The following is a 19,618-nucleotide window of genomic DNA, read 5'->3' as shown; positions in this document are numbered from 1 at the left end:
TTTTTCTCCTTCTTTCTTAATTATCATCTGCCTCAACAGCCACTGTGGCTTCTGAAAGAACACTATCTGGTATTGTAATACCAAGCTCTTGTGCGGCTTTCAAATTAAGGGTTGGCGTCCCTGTATTGACAATATTGACAGGAACCTCTGACACTTTTTTACCTGCTAACAATTTAACAGCAATTTTTGCCGTTTCCACACCTAAATCATACTGACTTTGGGCAACTGATGCAATGCTTCCTTGCTCTACCATTGTATCAACGCATGAATAAATCGGAATTTTCGCAGCATTGGCAGCATTAACAACCGTCGTAAAGGCTGATGCAATGGTATTGTCTTGTGGAACAAAGATAGCATCAACTTTTCCTGTCATGACCGACATTGTTGTTGTGATTTCATTTGTTGACGGTACGGCGTATTCAATGACATTAATGCCTGCAGCTTCAGCATCCTCTTTAAATTCAGCGACTTGTGATACTGAATTATCCTCGCTACTAGCATATAAAACACCGATTGTCTTGGCATTTGGTGTAATCTCTTGAATAAGATCTACGGTTTGTTCAATCGGAACTTGGTTGGAAACCCCTGTTACGTTTCCTTCTGGTTCTTCAAGATTTTTAACTAATTTTGCACCAACTGGGTCAGAAATAGCTCCCATAACAACTGGAATATCACTCGTTGCTGACGCCAAACCTTGTGCCGCTGGTGTTGCAATACCAATCAAAACATCGTTTTTAGCATTGACCAACTGCTTACTCATCGTTTGAATCTTGCTTTGGTCACCTTCAGCATTCAACACCGTAATTTCAGCGTTATCACTATCATAGCCAGCCTCAGCAAGACCGTCTTCAATTCCTCTTTCAATCTCATCTAGAGCATCGTGCGTCACATACTGCAAAATACCAATTTTAACCACATCATTTTTACTTGAATCGCTTTTAGTCTGGTCATAAATCATCGAACCAGCAACTAAAATAACAAGAGTAATAAGGGTTCCAATAAGTGCTTTATTTTTCATTCTTTTCTCCGTTGGTTTTAAAATCTTAACATTATCTATCAGCAGGGTGAGTCAACTAAAAAGAAAAGCGTCTAGTAATTACTTACTACACGCTTTTTTATCTTTGTAACTAAGATTAGCGCATAGATACTTTTTAGAAGCACTCCAAAAGTCGTATCTATGCAAACACATAAACACAACTCTACTTACGCCAACTTTGCCAATTTGTAAGAGTTTGTGTCATGTTCATCTTAGCTTCCTCCTGTGTTTTTTTATAATTATATCCTAAATTTTGGAAATTTCAAGCACTTTTCGAAATTTTCTAAATTTATTTCTTGTTACTTGGTGAGATGTTCAATAAAACTTCTGATGACTTTAGGAAGGGTGTGATAAGAATATGGTTTATAAATTCTCTCTTTCCAAGTATGTGCACCAATGCCGTAAACACCTAAATCAACAGCAGGAATATCAAGTGTTCTAATGGTATCAACTGGCAATGGGTAAATGCTATCCATTAACGGAAAATTAGCTTTAAGCTTGTTAATATCTTCTGTCGTTTCCCGCATGGCAAGGTAACTTGAATCACTCAAAAATGGGAAAAAACGACGTTTGACAAAATTTTGTTCTGGAAATTCTGTCATCATTTGTTCGAGTGCTTGGTCAACCTCGCTATCAGAATCCGTATAATTGTGTGGGCAAAATGGTGGTGCTAAAAAGACAACTACCTTTGCTTCGTCTGATTGTGTTTTAGCTTCTAGATAATCAATTAATTGAAAGCCGACTTCTCGTTTATCATAATCTTTAATTTGATTCAAAAAGCTTGAAATGAGCATCTTCGTGTCATAGCCTTTTTTCGCTAATCTAGCAAGGTATTCATCAAATGTCATTACTACAATGTCGTGGCTGATATTACTGTGAATATGGCTTCTTTCTGTGTAGAGTTTGAAACGTTCCTCATAGTTTGTTGTCACTTCTTGAACAGCTTCTTTACTAGCAGCTAACAAAGTCTGCAAAACCGCATCAGCACTCTTTTCATACAAAAATGTATTGAAATACAGATTGGCTCGTTTATTCGTTTGCACATTGTAGAAATCTTTGCAGTCACGTTGCAGTAAGGCAGAACTTGGCAAAATTTCCTCATTGGAAATGGTTTCAACCAAATCAAGATTGGTATTGATTTTCAGATTAATAGCACTTGAGATAAGCGTCGCATCAATTCCCATTAAACAGCTTCCAACATGTGTTTCACGCCCCTTGATGTAAAAACACGTTAGCATTTTTCCAGCTGCGCCTGTGTAAATGTACTTTTTCTCATCTCCTTCATACGACGGTGAAATAAAATCAGTGTTTATGGCAGCTTTGAAATCGTATCCCTCTTGACGCAAACGCAACAACTCACTAGAAGCCTGAATGACACCTGTATGGTCATTTTCTTCTACGGCATTTGTCATCAAAAGCAGATTGCAGGGCAACTCATCCATGTGTTCCATATAATAGAAAATCGTTGCGATATTGACTGCATCACCTGATTTCATGTCAAGAATTCCACGTCCAAAAAGCCAATCACCAGATTGAGCGTGTTTTTGAATGAGAGGATCTTCGTCATAAGTCTTGAAAAATGCTTGCAGTGCATCAGAGTCATGGGCGATTTCTTTTAAAGTAAAGGACCATAGACCATAATCTTCAACGCCAACCGTATCCATGTGAGAATGAAGAATGACAGTCTGCTTTGTTCCTTCTTTTTTCAAAAGAGCAAAGTTATTTTTACGCTTCAAACTATCTTGTTCCAAAGCTTGCTGCCAGACACGCCTAGGGTGTTCTTTAAAATAAGGTACTGATTTGACGAGCTTATAAATGACATCTGCAACGGCAACTTCCCCACTGGTTCCATTAACCGAAAGAATAGAGACTAAATATTTTGAAATGGCTTCGATACGTTCTGGCAGATTATAGGCTTCTATGGTTTCAAATTTCATGATGATACTCCTTTATTGTTCTGAAATCACATTAATTGGTGCTGCACTCACTAAAAATTCAGGTTTACATAGTTAGCACCTTACGCAAGCGACTTGTCCCATCTACAACTGACATAAACATTCCTCTTTCTATTCTTCTGTTGTATTTTTTTGTGCTAATTCACTATATTCTGCCATCCATTTATCAAAGGTGCCGTCTTTTTTGTCTTGCTCAATTAATTGGTCAACATATTCTTTCAAAGAACTATTTCCTTTGGTTAATGCCATGGCTGTTTCGGTTGTCCCCGGCAATTCAATATCGGCATATGTTAGATTGTCATTGCTTGCGATGTATTGGTCAGCAACCGTGTCATCAGCAACAACCGCATCGACTTTCCCTTGGAGTAAATTTAAGAAAACATCTGGTAAGCTTGATAAGGCAACGATTTGTTGAGGTTTAATATCATCCTCAACCACATCAGCTTGTGTTGTTGATTTTTGCACAGCAATTGTTGTTGACGCCAAACTTTCAATTGACGTGTATTGACTGGCGACCTCTTTTCGAACAACCACTTTGTTGGTTTGCTTCACATAATTTTCAGTAAAATCAACGGATTTTTCACGTTCTTTTGTTTTTGTCATTCCCGCAATGGCAATATCCGCATTTCCAGAGGTAATGGTTCCCAAAATAGAATCAAAATTCATATTTTTAACGACTAATTTCACCTGCAATTTATCCGCTAATTGTTGGGCAAAGGCAATGTCAACCCCAACCGCCTTTTTATGTCCTGATGTCAAATCGTAAAATTCATATGGAGCGTAGCCGATATTCGTCGCAACAACAAGTTGTCCAGATTCTTTGATTTTCTCAACACTAGAAACCGTTTTTGAAGCTCCGCCATGATTCAAAGCGAAAATACCGACAATAGCAGCAATGATTGCGGTGGTTAAGGTCAATTTTTTCCAGCTTGCCTTGATAGTTTGCATCATCTGACGAATTTTTTCCGATATGGTTAGTGGTTCTTCGGTGCTGTGGCTCATTTTCTTTTCGTAATGGGCAACAATGCGCGTTGTTGAAAAGGTAAAGAGCAGATAAACAATACCAACCGCGATAACAGCTTGGAAAGGTTTGTAAGAAATCCCTTGAATCGTGCTTGCTGTGAACATCAAATCTGCCACCCCGATAACCGACGCTTGCGAACTTGATTTGATATTATTGGCAAATTCATTTCCCAAGGTTGGGAGAATATTTTTAAATGCCTGTGGAATAATCACATAACGATAAGTCTGAAATTTATTAAAACCAATACTTCGAGCACCTTCAAACTGCCCTGAATCAACAGCTTGAATCCCTGAGCGATAAATTTCAGCAACAAAAACCGATTCTCCAACGGTTAAACCAATCAGAGCTGAAATCAGACGGTCTAAATCAACGCCAAAGAGCGAACCGTCTGGAACATTGAAACCAAGTTCAGGTAGGCCGTAAAAGAACAGTGACAAAATAACCAGCATTGGAAGACCACGAACCACTTCAATGTATAGCTTCGTTAGCCCGCGAATCAACAGATTATCACTCATTCGTGCCGCAGTAACAACACCTCCCAAGACAAGTGCTAAAATCATTGAAACGACTGATAAAAACACCGTCATCAGGGCACCATCTAAAATAAAACTCCCATAATTTTGTAGAAAATCAATAACCATAACCTCTCCTAACACTTACAAAATTTGCTTTAGGAAATTTGCGACACGCTGATTTGGGTAAGAACTATTAACCTCTTCAGGCAACATATCAGCAATTAATTCTCCATTTTCAAGAAAGACAATTCGGTCAGCCACTTCCTTTGCAAAACCAATTTCATGTGTCACAATAATCATTGTTGTTCCGCTCTTAGCAATAGCTTTCATGACTTGTAAAACCTCACCAACCATTTCAGGGTCAAGAGCTGATGTCGGTTCATCAAATAAAATAATATCAGGCTCCATGGCTAACGCTCTGGCAATCGCCACACGTTGCTTTTGTCCACCTGAGAGATTTTCAGGATAAGCATCCCATTTATCTGATAAACCCACTAAATCTAGCAAGCCACTCACCTTTTCTTGCAGTTTTTCACCGCTTTTTCGATGGAGTTTTTCAGGACCAATACTGATATTTCGTGCAATGGTCATATTATTAAAGAGATTAAAATGTTGGAAAACCATATTAACACGTTCTCGCAAGAGATTATCATTCATATTCATGTCATAAATATTTTTTCCCATGACAGCCATTTTTCCGCCATTAATATGTTCCAATTTATTAATAGTACGAATAAGCGTTGATTTGCCACTTCCTGATGGGCCAATCAACACAACGACCTCACCTTTTTTAACAGAAAGATTGATATTTTTTAAAACCTCCTGCTTGCCATAACTTTTTTTGATTGCCTTCAGTTCAATCATGTATTTTGCATTTAAATCGAAATTTGCTAGTTCTTCCTCTAAAACAACCATGCCAACGACCTCTTTCTCAATTGATGTCAATATTTTATAATTTTCAGAATGTTTTTTCAATGTTATATGTTAGATTTTCTAACATATAAGCTGTTTTTTGTCTTTTTTCTAACATTTTTTCGCAAAAAAGTCATTTCAACAAGTGATTGAATATAACTTTTCTTTATGATATAATTTAAAATATGAAATCTAGTTATAAATTATCCATTTTTGACTTCAAATTAATCAAAGACATTTATGAAACACAAAGTTTTTCAGAAGCAGCGAAGCTTAATAATATCAGTCAACCAGCTGTTTCCAAACGTGTTAAAGAAATTAGTAGCAATTTATGTGATATTTTCTTACGTAAAAATAAAAAAATAGCGTTAACAAACAAAGGGAAAGAAATTTATCACTTTGCTAATCAAACCCTACTTGCTTATAATGACCTTCTTGATAAATTAACGTCCGATTTTGAGCAAACCATTGTGCTTGGTTCTGATATTTCCTATCTCAAGACTTTTTTGTCAACCATTCAAAAAAATCTTCCTGAACACCATAAACTAAGCGTTCAGACTTACAGCAATTCACGAAGTATTTTTGAAGCTCTTTTAAACGACCAAATAGACCTCGGAATAATGTCTGGCAGTTATACCCAAAAAGGCGTGCTTAAAATCCAACTTCGTGCTGATAAATTGACCATTGTCGGTCAAAAAGAATTGATTGAAGCCTTTGATAACGGTCAAGAAACCCTGTTTTTGCTCTATCATATGGCTAGTAGTTATCATAATTTTTTGAAGGAATTTATCAAAATCAACCAACTTCCTACACAAAACCACCTTTCCATTGACAATTTATCGCTCATTGAACATGAGGTCTTATCAGGTACTGGGATTACTATCGTTAGCCAAGACATTGCCGACCGTATGCTAACTAATGACAATATTGTCATCAGCTCTCAAAAATTCAGAGACGTCTTTATCAAAACTTACGCCATTATAAAAATGGACAACACCTACTACCAAGACCTCATTCCCATTATCCAAAAACTAAAAAAATAACATCAGCAACTTTCCCATGACTAAAATCCCAGTTTTCGCCAAGGATATGCTATAATAAAGGGATTGAACACATGAAATTAGAAAGGAGACGTCGTAAGATTTCTTAGCATTTTTGATTGACTAATCTTGCGGCAACTTTAATCATGTCATTTGATGGTTTTTTTCTACACCATTTAACAAAAGAATTACAAGAAGAGCTACTTTACGGACGTATTCAAAAGGTCAATCAACCTTTTGAACGTGAGTTGGTTTTAACCATTCGCAACAATCGTAAGAATTATAAGCTCTTGCTTTCTGCTCACCCTGTTTTCGGACGTGTGCAAATCACGACAGCTGATTTTCAAAATCCACAAACCCCAAATACCTTTACCATGATTATGCGAAAATACCTTCAAGGGGCAGTCATTGAAAGTATTACACAGGTTGAAAATGACCGTATATTAGAAATCGCATTTTCTAATAAAAATGAAATCGGTGATAACATCAAAGTCACCTTGGTGGTTGAAATCATGGGCAAACACAGCAATATTATTTTGATTGATAAAGCTGAAAACAAGATTATCGAGTCAATCAAGCATATTGGTTTCTCACAAAATAGCTACCGCACTATCTTGCCTGGCTCAACTTATCTTGCACCGCCAAAAACAGAGGCTAAAAATCCTTTCACTGTTTCAGATGAAAAATTATTTGAACTTTTGCAGACAGAAGATTTGGCACCGCGCAATCTGCAAAAACTTTTCCAAGGCTTGGGACGTGATACCGCGGAAAATTTGGCTGCTCAACTCAGCAATGACAAATTGAAACAATTCCGTGCTTTCTTTGCTAGACCATGTCAACCAAATATGACCGATAAATCATTTGCTGCTGTGCTATTTGACAAGAGCGATAAGCAATTTGACAGTCTTTCTGAACTCTTGGATGTTTTTTATCAAGATAAGGCTGAACGCGACCGTGTCAATCAGCAATCAAGCGATTTGATTCACCGTGTTCAAACAGAGTTGGATAAAAATATCAAAAAACTTGGCAAGCAAGAAAAAGAATTATTAGCGACGGAAAATGCGGAAGAATTCCGCCAAAAAGGAGAACTTTTAACGACCTATCTCACGCTAGTGCCAAACAATCAAGACCAAGTCGAATTAGACAACTACTACACCAACGAAAAAATCATCATTGCGCTCGATAAAAGCCTGACACCTAGTCAAAATGCGCAGCGTTATTTCAAAAAATACCAAAAATTGAAAGAAGCTGTGAAGCACTTGACAGGGCTTATTCAAGAAACCAAGGATACGATTGCTTACCTCGAAAGCGTTGAAACAGCATTGAATCATGCGTCAATTTCTGATATCGAGGATATTCGCGAGGAATTAGTCGAAACTGGCTTTGTCAAACGTCGCACGCGAGATAAACGCCACAAACGCAAAAAACCAGAACAATACTTGGCTTCAGATGGCAAAACAATTATCATGGTTGGACGCAACAACCTGCAAAATGATGAATTGACTTTCAAAATGGCAAAAAAAGGAGAACTTTGGTTCCATGCTAAGGATATTCCTGGTAGCCACGTTCTTATCAAGGATAATCTCAATCCAAGCGACGAAGTCAAAACTGACGCTGCTGAATTAGCTGCCTACTACTCAAAAGCACGTCTGTCCAACCTTGTTCAGGTTGATATGATTGAAGCTAAAAAGCTTCACAAACCAACTGGTAGCAAACCTGGTTTTGTAACTTATACTGGTCAAAAAACGCTTCGTGTCACTCCGACCGAAGAAAAAATCAACAGTTTGCGCATGACAAAATAAACAAAAACTCACTTTAAATCTTCCTTTCGGTTGATTTAAAGTGAGTTTTCTTATTTTTTACTATCTTCACTTAACTTAGAATGTCTGTAGCCATATCCAAAGTAGATGAGACTTCCAAGAATAAAGGATGCAATGAAACCATACCAAGTAATCGCTTTGCATTGTGTCATCAATGATAGGCAAATAACAATCGATAACCGCGGTAAAAATGGCACCCAAGGTGTTCTAAATTCTTCCTCTTTTGGTTCCCCAAAATCTTTGCGAAGTTTAATCACTCCCAGAGCTAACAAAATCAGATAAGCCAAGGTTACAATATTAACCAACATGGCTAAAATTTCTAATTGCAACACACCTGAAAAGAACATGGTTATCAAACCAACAAAAATCGTTGCTTTCTTTGGAACTTTACTCTTCGGTGTTAATTCTTGAAATTGTTCAGGCAAAAGACCGTCACAACTAATATTATAAATCATACGTGTTAAAGCGTACATCATGGAAATGCAGACGGTAACAAGTGTCATGATAACAACAATTGATACAAAATTTCCGATAAATGGAAAACCAATACTACGCAACACATATGGAACAACATCCGTAATGTTCAATTTTGAATAGTGAACAGTTCCTGTTAAAATCAAGGTTACCGCAACATACAACAAAGTCACCAAGCCGATTGAGATAAAAATGCCTTGTGGAATTTTCTTTTGCGGTTCCTTTGTTTCATCTGCTGCCATTGAAATGGATTCAAATCCCAGAAACGCAAAGAACATCAAAGAAGCTCCTGCCATAATCCCAACTTTTCCGCCATAAATTTGACCAAAACCATATGGGGCAAAATCACTCCAATTATCAACATTAATAGCTGTCAGCCCTAAGGCAATAAAGATGAGTAAAACGGCTAATTTGAAAATAACCAAAATCGAATTAAACCTTAACACCGTTTGAACTCCCAACAAAACAAGGGCAGTCACAAAGAATAATAAAATAACTGGAATAATATCAATATAAGTTCCGTTTTTAGGATTGAATGGACCACTTAACGCTGTCGGCAAACTAATACCAAACGTTTTCAAGAAAGCTTTCAGATACTCTCCCCAACCAGAAGCCGCTGTTGAAATTGCACCTGCAAATTCGATAATCATAAACCAGCCAGCAATCCAAGCAGGATATTCCCCAAAAACAGTATATAAATAGCGATAAACGCCACCTGAGTGAGGTAATCGTGATGAAAATTCAGCAAAAAATAAAGCCGATATCGTCACACAAAGAGCAGCGATAAGGATTGATATCGTAATAGCAGGACCTGCATATTGGGCAGCACCTACTCCTGTTATCGTGAAAATACCAGTTCCAACAATCGAGCCCACCCCTAAAAAGATAAGCTCAGCTAGCCCCAATCGTCGTTGCAAAAAACTCCTCTTTTGCGTCATAGGGGTCTTTCGAAAAATATCCATACATTCTCCTGTTTTAAAAAAATAGTCATACAATTCTTAAAATTCTATCAATTTTGATACAAAATTCACATGTATAACGTTTTCTATTTTAGGACAAATATAACTAAAAATCAACTCCTTAGATTATAAAAAGCGTACTGTCAAACAGTACGCTCTAGATTCAAAAAAATTTTTTGATACTTTCTTAGATGTCTCGCTTTTTGATTTCTAGTCTCAAACCTCAAACCGTCCACTAGATGTTTTGAGCCATCGGTAGGTTCAATAGTCCAGCAGACAGTTGAAGGAAGCCAAGGAATTCCTCAAGTTCGCAACAGTAAGTATCGTTTTGTTGGGAGCAAAACTCGCAAATAATCCTGAAATCAAACAAGGGCAATAATTTTTATAACTTATGCCAAATAATCGGTTTTATTCGCTTTTTTCAATATCTTCTTTCAATTCATCCATATTAAATTTTGCAAAAAGGTATTTACGATCCTGAACCGGAAAACGCTGATCTAGTTGATCAACTGGCCCAACTTCAACAACACCTTCTGAAATAATAAAATCCATCACATGACCACCAAATGTGAAATCATCAGAAATAAAATGCAAATGATAACCTGCAACACTCACACCATGGAACATCTTTGGTGTCCAAATCCCAACAATCGTACCTGAAATGTTTTCACGTGTGTATTCTGGTTGGTGCGTTGCGACATCCGCAAACTTGATATCAGGCGCTGATTTTGGAATCATACGCACATGCATTTTTGCAAATGTTCCTTTAATCTTAATCGAACGGAATAGATTAACACCGTCATAATAAGATTCAATGCGTTTTTCCAATTCCTTGTCAGTCATTGCAAAGCGTTGCTTGAAAATCACTTCAGCTTGGTGAGGCACTACCGCTGCATAAGGCACTTTGACACCATCAGAAACTTCCACTACTTCTGCTTTCCCTTCAGAACCTTTGGCTTGATAAGCTTTACCATCAAGAATAATCAACTCTCCATCAATAGAATCAAGTGTCCCAATTCCCAAATCACCGTGCTCTAAAAGCTCACCAATAGTTAATGTCCCACCGTAAAGTCCAGACATAAGGGCACTTAATGTATTATATTGAAAAAGTTTAATTGCTTCTGACATATTCTCCTTCACTTTCGTCATCAAAATTAAATAGTATCTTCTAGTATTATTTTATTGCCATATGGTTAAAAAATCAAGTTAATAGAATTCGTCTGGCAGGATTGTTTCGCCAAGTTTGATATTATCTTTGTAGTCAATTGGAATATCAATCAAAATTGGACCATTGCTTGCTTCTTCCAAAGCTTTCTTAAGTGTTTCTTCAAATGAAACTTTGCTGTCAACACGATAACCTTTTGCACCAAAACTTTCTGCATATTTAACAAAATCAACTGGACCAAAATCAACGCCTGATGAACGACCGTATTTCATTTCTTCTTGGAATTCAACCATGTTGTATTTACCATCATTCCAAATGATGTGAATGATTGGTAAATTAAGGCGTACGGCAGTTTCCAATTCTTGCGCTGAAAAGAGGAAGCCACCGTCACCAGAAACTGAAATAACTTTCGTATTTGGACGTACAAGCGCTGCTGAGATTGCCCAAGGAAGTGCAACACCGAGGGTTTGCATTCCATTTGAGAAAAGCAAGTGACGAGCTTCATATGATTTGAAATAACGCGCCATCCAAATGTAGTGACTACCAACGTCAACAGTGACAGTCATATCATCTGTTGTATTTTCTTGTAAGACATCAATAACATCAAGTGGGTGAACCAAACCTTCCTTGGAATTACGGTCAAATTTGACATCTTCAACAACATTTTTCTTCAGATTTTTCAAATAATCTACTGATGCTTTTGGCAAAACATAACCATTAACGGCAGGCAAGAGCAAGTCAATCGTATCCGCAATGTCACCAATCAATTCACGTTCTGGTTGGAAATAAGTATCGATTTCAGCTTGCGCAACGTCGATAACAATAATACGAGCTGAAATTTCAGCATTCCAATTTCGGGCTTCATACTCGATTGGGTCATAACCGATAGCAATAACAAGGTCAGCTTTTTTAAGCAACATGTCACCTGGCTGATTGCGGAAAAGCCCAACACGTCCAAAGAAAGTATCTTCTTCCAATTCACGTGAGACAATGCCTGCACCTTGGAATGTTTCAACAACTGGCAATTTAACCGCTTCTAGCAACTTGCGAATAGCATTGGTAACAGCACGTGTTGAAGCACCATTTCCCAAAAGAAGAACTGGCAAGTCAGCGTTACGAATCGCTTGTGCTAGATAATTAACATCATCAACTGATGCAGAACCAAGTTTTGGGTCGGTTAGTGGCTTAATCGCTTTGACCGAAACCAAACTATCAGTCACATCTTGTGGAATAGACACAAAACTAGCACCGCGTTTTCCTGATTTTGCTACACGATAAGCATTAGCGATTGTTTCAGAAAGTGTGTTTGGGTCATGAACTTCTACTGCATATTTTGTGACTGGCTCCATCATTGCCACATTTTTCATAGATTGGTGAGAACGTTTCAACAAATCAGAACGTTTAACTTGTCCTGAAATCGCCAAAACAGGGTCACCTTCATCCGTTGCGGTTATCAGACCTGTCGCCAAGTTTGAAACCCCAGGACCACTTGTTGTAATCACAACACCAGGCGTACCTGTAATACGTCCAATTCCTTGCGCCATAAAAGCGGCATTTTGCTCATGACGAGCAACAATCAATTTTGGTCCCTTATCCTCGAGCGTGTCAAACACACGGTCAATTTTAGCACCAGGAATACCAAAGACATAATCAATGTCATGATTAATGAGGCTATCTACTACTAAATCAGCCCCATATTGTTTATTATTGTTTGTCATTTTATCTCCTATATGTCTTTAGATGACTCATTCATTTTACTGTCGAAAAGCATCAAAATCATAGCTGGATTTGGTGTAAGAATCAGTCCAATCTAAATCACAAATTTTTGTTTTTTCACAAATATGATTCAATTATACCATAGTCTTACAGAAAGTTTGTGAAAAATTGTTTGTGAATTTTTTCTTTATCTTTCTTTGAAATAATTTTAAATAATCTGAAAATGGTTCTGCTTTAAAATAAAAATATCAAGCCAATTTTAGACAATCTGTCATCATACCACAAAAACGAATCGCCTCTGATAACATAACCGATTCGCTTATCACTGTTTATATTATCTAAACCATTTCAGAAAGAATGGTAGTTGACTGCATTACTTCATTCTTCTTTGATTATTTTTTAGAGTACATATCAAAACGTCCTGTATGAAGATGATAGATACTTTCTGCCCCAGGAATTTTTGGCAAACCAAGAGAATCTTGACGCGAAAATGCTTCAAATAAACCTGGTGTCCATTTGATATAATCAAGTGTTTCAGGACTCACTTCACTTAAAATCGTATCTCCTTGACCCAACATGATTTTTTGAGCAAATAATGGGTCAACCAAAGTACCACGTCCAACAGCAATTAAATCACCATAGTTTTCAATCGCATCACGCGCAGCTTCTTCTCCAAAAACACCACCAACCAACATTAATTTTGTCTCATCGTCAAGAACTTCTCTGAACAATTCTGCATATGTCTTATCAACGCCTTGCGGTCTTGAAGAATAACCATCCCAAAGCGATAGGTGAATGTAATCCAATTGATATTTCACCACTTCTGCGATAAGTTGAACAGATTCTTGGTAAGTATAACCAATCGCATCACCATGAATTTCTTCTGGACTAATACGATAACCAACGATAAAGTCTTGTGGTGCTTCTTTAGCAACAACGTCCATAACCTCAGCAACAACAGCTAGTGGAAACGCCGTTCTCTTTTCAAGACTACTACCCCATTTATCGGTACGGAAATTTGATAATTTTGAGAAGAATTGTTGGATAAGGTAATGATTGGCTCCATGAATTTCAACGCCGTCAAACCCAGCTTTAATCGCACGTCGAGTGGCTTTGCCAAAATCTTTGATAATATCATCAATTTCGTCTGCTGTTAATTCACGAATAGGATAATCTAGGAAACTAAAATCAACCTGACTTGGTGCAACGACATCTTGCCCGCTAATCGCTTGCCCAATAGCTGCGCGACCGCCGTGATGAACTTGGAGAATTGCATTATTGCCATCCTTTTTCAAAGCTTGAGCTACTTGACGCAAACCGTCTAAATGCTCATCAGAATAAGCCCCTAATTGTTCAGGATAGCCAGGCACATAAGCTGGACCACCATTTGGACTAACATAATGAAACTCTGTAATTAAAAGCCCTGCTGCTTTTGAACGTGCATTGTAATAGCAAAGCGTATCATCTGAAACAAAGCCACCACGTTTCCCTGAATGAGTTTGCATCGGTGACATCGCCATGCGATTATTTAAAACTGTGCCATGACGCAAAACGACTTTGTCGGTTAATTGATTTGACATAAAATGACCCCTTTTTCTGTATTGTAGAAAATTATTGAAAATTTTAAAACGATATATTTAGATTTTTCGATATGTTATTTCAAAAAAATTTTCTTTTTTTACAACTCTTTATCGATGAAGTCACGAAGGTGTTTAAGCGTTACTTCGTTACGACGATAATAAGTCCATTTTCCGATTCTGGTAGCAACCAACAGATTAGCTTTTTGAAGCATTGAAAGATAGTGGGATGTCGTTGACTGTGTTAGCCCTAATTGTTTTTGAATTTCACCAACACAAACGCCTACTTCTCTCATATCCACATTTTCCTCATGGACAAAATATTTTTCCGGATTTTTCAACCAAAAAAGGATTTGTAATCGATAGTCATTGGCTAAGGCTTTAAAGATTTCTACATTTTCCATGATTCTATCATATCTATTTTTCTCGATATCTCAATAGAAAAATCAAAAAATTTATCTTGTAAATGATAACTACACAAAATAAAGAAGTTGAGCACCTTTGTCTCAACTTCTACTGAACTGATTACTTTTTTCGTCTTGTTCTAACAAAATCATAAATGGTCATCACGATAAATCCGACAAATACAATAATGATATTGCGCAATGGGTCGCCACTATGGTCAAAAATACTTAACAAAACAAAAATAATGATGACCGTAATGAGATTACTGACCAAGAGATTTCTAAAATTCATTTTCATTTAAAAATTCCACCATATTCACATCATCTGGAACCAATTGTAAATAACGTTCTGCAACTTGATGAGCACGTTCCTTTTGCCCAAATTCACGTAAAATATAAGCATAATCTTGCAAGAATTCTGGATTATCCGCTAAATCTGTCGCCAATTCATCATAAATCTTGAGCGCTTTTTTATCAGCTTCCAAGGCTTGGTAAGCTTTAGCGATATTCCATTTTGTTAGGACGTTATCGATATTATCACGTGACAAAGCAACAACATCTTCATAACGCTCTTCTTCCAAATACAAGTTGGTCAAACGCATCAAGACATCTTCATCATCAACCGCAACATCTTTTGCTTTCAAAAGATAGCTTTCAGCTTGCTTAGAATCATGCAATTCATATGACAATTGTGACGCAGCTAGCAACAAATTGGTATCAAATTCGTTTTTGATCAAACCTTTTTGAACTAGGCGAAGCGCTTCTTCTGTTTTATTTTCCTCATGGAGAGATTGGGCATAGACATATTCATAGCCCTCAAAATCAGGATTCATCGTATCCAACTGCTTAAAGTAAACATTTGCCTTTTGATACTCCCCTTGGCCATACAAAATAGTGGCTAATTCAAAAATTGTTCCGTCGTCGTATTCAATTTCAATCGCTTTTTCAAGAAATTCAATCGCTGCCTCAAATTTCCCAAGACTAGCATAAGCACGACCGATACGTTGATAAGTAGAAATCCCCGTTAATTCAAGGATTTCACGGTTATCCAACTTAGCGTATTCTTTGATTGCTTGATTAAAATTACCTAATTCTAACTCAATTTCAGCCAAACCAAAAACAACCAAGGGTTCATCGCTGATTTCACTAGCTAACAATAATTTCTCACGCGCAACATCTGTCAAACCTTCCATATCGTAAATATCAGCCATGACAAGCAAAGCTGATAAATATGCTTCGCTTTCTGGTGAAATGGTATCCAAATAAAAGAAAGCTCCCTCAATATCACCATCTTCAATTGCAATCTGCGCTAGGTTAATATTTACTTCAGGATAACTCTCACGCTCCTGCAAATAAATTTCCCTTGCTTGTGGCAAAAAACCAATGCTTTCAAGATATTCTGCCAATTCCAAGAGCGTCTCAGCATCATCTTCTTTTAAGGCGCGTTTCAAATATTTATCAGCATGCTCCAAATCTTGATTTTGAATCGAAGCCACTATTTTTTCACTATTCAACATCTTTAGCTTTTTCTTCCCCTTCTATAACAAGTACTTCTTCCTCATACAAACCACTAATACGTTTGTACCATCCAAAAATTTCTTTAACAACAACTTTGATTGAAGCGTAAACTGGAATCCCCAGGAAAACGCCCCAAACACCAAACATTGATCCAGATGTTAGCAAAATAAACATGATAGTAATCGGGTGAATGCTCAATTTACTTCCCAGAACCAAAGGTGAAACAAAACGTCCCTCGATTGTCTGCTCAACAACAAATGTTATCAAAACTTTAATGAGCATAATCGGACCTTGGACAACTCCCATGATAACGACTGGAACTATGGCAAGAAAGCTTCCAAGATAAGGAATCATATTAAGAAAACCAGCGATAATCCCAAAAGTAGCCGCATAACGCAAACCAATAATATTAAAGAAAATCGTAAACATAATACCAACAACAATAGCAACCGTTACTTGTCCTTGAACATAACCAGCTAATTGTTTATTAATATCACCGAGAACACGCAAAATTGGGCGACGCATCCGTGTCGGAAGTCTTTTTAATAAGCCTTCTTTCATCTTGCCACTATCACGCAAGAAATAAAATAAGATAAAAGGCGACATAATGATTGCTACAGTTACACGAGCAATCGCACTGGCAAAATTTGATGCCCAGTCAATCGCATTTTTTGAAAAGCTTTCCGCATAATCAATCGCTTTCGTGCTCACATTTGACAGCATTTTTTCCAATTCTTCTTGATAATTGGCTAGCCAGGGGCTCTCTAAAAATTTATTGGCTTCAACATTAATGCTTCTAACATAACTTGGTAAATTCTTAACGAAAGACATTAACTGCTCTTGAATCATTGGGATAAATCTTGCCACAGCCCAGATTAACAAAGCAATGATAATCGCAAACACAATAAAAATAGAAGTTGTCCGACTAACGCTACGTTTCTCAATAAAATCAACCAAGGGTTTGATTAAATAATAGAGAATTGCCGAAATCACCAAAGGCAACATAATAATAGCTATAAAAGATATAATCGGCGTAAATAAAAATGAAATCTTGGTAAAGAGATAAAGGGTTAAAAACACAAGAAAAGTAATCAAAACAGCGACAACTGCTTGATTATTTAAAAACCATTTAAAAAACCAAGAATCTGTAAATTTCTTCTCTTGATGATAATTCATGAAAACTCCTCACTACTGTTTGCAATCAATGATTAAACTAATTTCCATTATAGCATTTTCTATTAAAATCACCATTTTTTAGAATGATACGCTCATTTATCATAAAATATCACGTTTTTATCAATCAAGCGCTGTTCGTCATCATAAGTAAATTTGGCTGAAAAGAATGGCACATCATCCAAAATCCATTTAAAAATTTCGTAGTCACCCTCCCAAGTCGGTTTTGATAGAACTTGGTCGTAAGGCACCCACTCTAAAGTTCCTTCACGTGACTCTTCATCAGAAATTAATTCTCCCTCAAAATTGGTTACCTTGAAAACATAAGTGTACCAATCATGCCCTGGTGTGAATTCTGGGAACGTAATCACTCCCTTGAAATCCATTTCTTTAACAGTAAAATGCGTTTCCTCGAAAATCTCACGTTTCGCACATTCATCTGGTGTCTCGCCCGCTTCTAGCTTACCACCAACAGAAATCCATTTTCCTTCGTGAACATCATTTGGTTTTTTATTGCGATGTAAAAGCAAAAGCGCTTCACCATTATCAATATAACAAATCGTTGCTAATTTTGTCATTTCTCTCTTCTTTCTTGTTTTATTTTATTGTACCAGAAAACTAAGGACAATTCTTGAATCAAGGGTTAACTTAGACGGCATTTCCTATTTTTAAGGGGGTAAAAAGCACATAGAGCTATCTAAGTGCTTAAAAATATAATGGCATCTTGGTATTTTTTCAGACGTTTGATGTCGTTTCGAGTGACCTGAGCCAGCCTTGATAAATCTGAATTGTGCTTTAAATCCGCCAATTTGACAACACGTGCTAATTCATTTGTTTTAACAAGTTTAAGATATTGATTGTACGATTGTCCATCTTTTCTAGTCAATAAATCAACTGCTTTTATGATTTCAGACGAGAAACCTGCTTCTTCTAAATCACTCAGCCGATAAGAAGTGTCTTCTATCACGTCGTGTAAATAGGCAACGATTTTTTCATCATCTTTCGTGACAAGCGATGCCACCGTCTCAGGGTGTAAAATATACGGCACACCAGCTTTGTCAACTTGACCGTGATGTGCTCTTTTAGCAATTTCATGAGCTAATTTGACATCATCTTTCATCACTGTTCCTCTTTACCGAAAAAATTAAATTTATTATACCACTTTTCTCCCTTTACTTTGCTCCCGAAAATACCCCAAAACCACAAAAAAAGCCAATCGCACAAGCTGTAACCTTTGATACGATAGGCTTTTATGATTATTTATCAAGAACTTTTTGTGTTTTAGCGTAGTTAGCTTCAACAGCTTCTTTTTCAGCTTTCCACCAATCTTGGTTATCTGTGTACCATTTGATTGTTGCTTCAAGTCCTTCTTCAAAGTTTGTGAATTGAGGTTTCCAACCAAGTTCTTCACGAAGTTTCGTTGAATCAATAGCGTAACGAAGGTCGTGACCTGCACGGTCTGTTACATGGTCATAAGCGTCTTTTGGTTGACCCATTTTTTCAAGAATGAGTTCAAGCACTTCTTTGTTATTCTTCTCACCATCGGCACCGATAAGGTAAGTTTCCCCAATGCGACCTTTAGTCAAGATTGCCCAAACACCTGTTGAGTGGTCGTTGGTATGAATCCAGTCACGGACATTTTTACCTTCTCCATAAAGTTTTGGTTTAATTCCTGACAAAATGTTTGTGATTTGACGAGGAATGAATTTTTCGATGTGTTGGTATGGTCCATAGTTGTTAGAGCAGTTAGAAATAGTTGCTTTAACGCCAAATGAACGTACCCAAGCTTTAACAATCAAATCTGATGCAGCTTTTGTTGATGAATAAGGTGAACTTGGATTGTATTTTGTTTCAGCAGTGAATTTTTCACCTGGTCCTTCACCATGTCCTGGCAAATCTTCGCGAAGTGGAAGGTCACCGTAAACTTCGTCAGTTGACACATGATGGAAACGAATGTCGTATTTACGAGCAGCTTCCAACAAAGTGTAAGTTCCGATAAAGTTTGTGTAGATGAATGGACTTGGGTCTTGCAATGAGTTATCATTATGGCTTTCAGCCGCGTAGTGAACGATAGCATCAGCTTTAGCAGCTAATTTGTCTACCAATTCAGCGTCAGCAATGTCACCCACAACAAGCTCAACACGGTCGCCAAGAATTTCTTCGATGTTGGCACGGTTACCAGCGTAAGTCAATTTGTCCAAGACAGTGACGTGAACATCTGGATGATTGTTGTAAACATAGTGCACAAAGTTAGAACCGATAAAGCCAGCCCCACCTGTGACGATAATATTTTTATAGTCTGTCATGTTACTTCCTTATGATGTTTTTTA

General features: G+C 37.2%; 17 protein-coding genes. 2 read left to right on the top strand and 15 right to left on the bottom strand.

Annotation, left to right across the window (positions count from 1 at the left end; genetic code table 11):
- Positions 1–16: 16 nt before the first annotated feature.
- The 4 genes from trpX to SMA_RS04010 all read right to left on the bottom strand — a co-directional run bounded on the left by trpX (position 17) and on the right by SMA_RS04010 (position 5,445).
- Positions 17–1,018: a tryptophan ABC transporter substrate-binding protein gene (gene trpX, locus SMA_RS04025; protein WP_014294351.1), complete on the bottom strand. Its 1,002-nt coding sequence runs from the start codon at positions 1,016–1,018 to the stop codon at positions 17–19.
- A gap of 317 nt (positions 1,019–1,335) precedes the next feature.
- Positions 1,336–2,973, bottom strand: a complete 1,638-nt coding sequence (locus SMA_RS04020; protein WP_014294350.1) for a zinc-binding metallopeptidase family protein — start codon at positions 2,971–2,973, stop codon at positions 1,336–1,338.
- Positions 2,974–3,102: 129 nt separating this feature from the next.
- On the bottom strand, positions 3,103–4,656 hold the full coding sequence (locus tag SMA_RS04015; protein ID WP_014294349.1) for an ABC transporter permease subunit: 1,554 nt from the start codon (positions 4,654–4,656) through the stop codon (positions 3,103–3,105).
- A gap of 15 nt (positions 4,657–4,671) precedes the next feature.
- Positions 4,672–5,445 (bottom strand): amino acid ABC transporter ATP-binding protein, encoded by a 774-nt coding sequence (locus SMA_RS04010; protein WP_014294348.1) that lies wholly within the window; start codon positions 5,443–5,445, stop codon positions 4,672–4,674.
- A gap of 182 nt (positions 5,446–5,627) precedes the next feature.
- Between SMA_RS04010 and SMA_RS04005 the strand changes: the two genes are divergently transcribed.
- Positions 5,628–6,485: a LysR family transcriptional regulator gene (locus SMA_RS04005; RefSeq protein WP_014294347.1), complete on the top strand. Its 858-nt coding sequence runs from the start codon at positions 5,628–5,630 to the stop codon at positions 6,483–6,485.
- Positions 6,486–6,628: 143 nt separating this feature from the next.
- Positions 6,629–8,284: an Rqc2 family fibronectin-binding protein gene (locus SMA_RS04000; protein ID WP_014294346.1), complete on the top strand. Its 1,656-nt coding sequence runs from the start codon at positions 6,629–6,631 to the stop codon at positions 8,282–8,284.
- Between the two features lie 50 nt (positions 8,285–8,334).
- Here SMA_RS04000 and SMA_RS03995 read toward each other — a convergent pair whose 3' ends face one another.
- The 11 genes from SMA_RS03995 to rfbB all read right to left on the bottom strand — a co-directional run bounded on the left by SMA_RS03995 (position 8,335) and on the right by rfbB (position 19,594).
- Positions 8,335–9,738: an APC family permease gene (locus tag SMA_RS03995; protein WP_014294345.1), complete on the bottom strand. Its 1,404-nt coding sequence runs from the start codon at positions 9,736–9,738 to the stop codon at positions 8,335–8,337.
- A 405-nt stretch (positions 9,739–10,143) separates the two neighbouring features.
- Positions 10,144–10,863 (bottom strand): acetolactate decarboxylase, encoded by a 720-nt coding sequence (gene budA / locus SMA_RS03990; RefSeq protein WP_014294344.1) that lies wholly within the window; start codon positions 10,861–10,863, stop codon positions 10,144–10,146.
- 78 nt (positions 10,864–10,941) lie between these two features.
- Positions 10,942–12,618 (bottom strand): acetolactate synthase AlsS, encoded by a 1,677-nt coding sequence (alsS, locus tag SMA_RS03985; RefSeq protein ID WP_014294343.1) that lies wholly within the window; start codon positions 12,616–12,618, stop codon positions 10,942–10,944.
- 390 nt (positions 12,619–13,008) lie between these two features.
- Positions 13,009–14,196 carry an NADH-dependent flavin oxidoreductase gene (locus SMA_RS03980; RefSeq protein WP_014294342.1) on the bottom strand — a complete coding sequence of 396 codons (1,188 nt, stop codon included), beginning with the start codon at positions 14,194–14,196 and terminating at the stop codon, positions 13,009–13,011.
- A 98-nt stretch (positions 14,197–14,294) separates the two neighbouring features.
- Entirely contained in the window at positions 14,295–14,597 is a 303-nt protein-coding gene (locus SMA_RS03975; RefSeq protein WP_014294341.1) for an ArsR/SmtB family transcription factor, read from the bottom strand.
- A gap of 121 nt (positions 14,598–14,718) precedes the next feature.
- Positions 14,719–14,895: a hypothetical protein gene (locus tag SMA_RS03970; protein ID WP_009853950.1), complete on the bottom strand. Its 177-nt coding sequence runs from the start codon at positions 14,893–14,895 to the stop codon at positions 14,719–14,721.
- Positions 14,879–16,114, bottom strand: coding sequence for a tetratricopeptide repeat protein (locus tag SMA_RS03965; protein WP_014294340.1), 1,236 nt, complete (start codon positions 16,112–16,114; stop codon positions 14,879–14,881). The genes SMA_RS03970 and SMA_RS03965 overlap by 17 nt, the downstream gene beginning before the upstream one ends.
- Positions 16,104–17,291, bottom strand: coding sequence for an AI-2E family transporter (locus tag SMA_RS03960; RefSeq protein ID WP_014294339.1), 1,188 nt, complete (start codon positions 17,289–17,291; stop codon positions 16,104–16,106). Before SMA_RS03960 ends, SMA_RS03965 begins: the two co-directional genes overlap by 11 nt.
- 92 nt (positions 17,292–17,383) lie before the next feature.
- Positions 17,384–17,866, bottom strand: a complete 483-nt coding sequence (locus SMA_RS03955) for an NUDIX hydrolase (protein WP_014294338.1) — start codon at positions 17,864–17,866, stop codon at positions 17,384–17,386.
- 119 nt (positions 17,867–17,985) lie between these two features.
- On the bottom strand, positions 17,986–18,408 hold the full coding sequence (locus tag SMA_RS03950; protein WP_014294337.1) for an HD domain-containing protein: 423 nt from the start codon (positions 18,406–18,408) through the stop codon (positions 17,986–17,988).
- Between the two features lie 136 nt (positions 18,409–18,544).
- Positions 18,545–19,594 carry a dTDP-glucose 4,6-dehydratase gene (rfbB, locus tag SMA_RS03945; RefSeq protein ID WP_014294336.1) on the bottom strand — a complete coding sequence of 350 codons (1,050 nt, stop codon included), beginning with the start codon at positions 19,592–19,594 and terminating at the stop codon, positions 18,545–18,547.
- Positions 19,595–19,618 lie beyond the last annotated feature (24 nt).

This window comes from Streptococcus macedonicus ACA-DC 198, assembly GCA_000283635.1.
GTDB lineage: Bacteria > Bacillota > Bacilli > Lactobacillales > Streptococcaceae > Streptococcus > Streptococcus macedonicus.
This window is presented reverse-complemented; position numbering and strand designations above follow the sequence as displayed.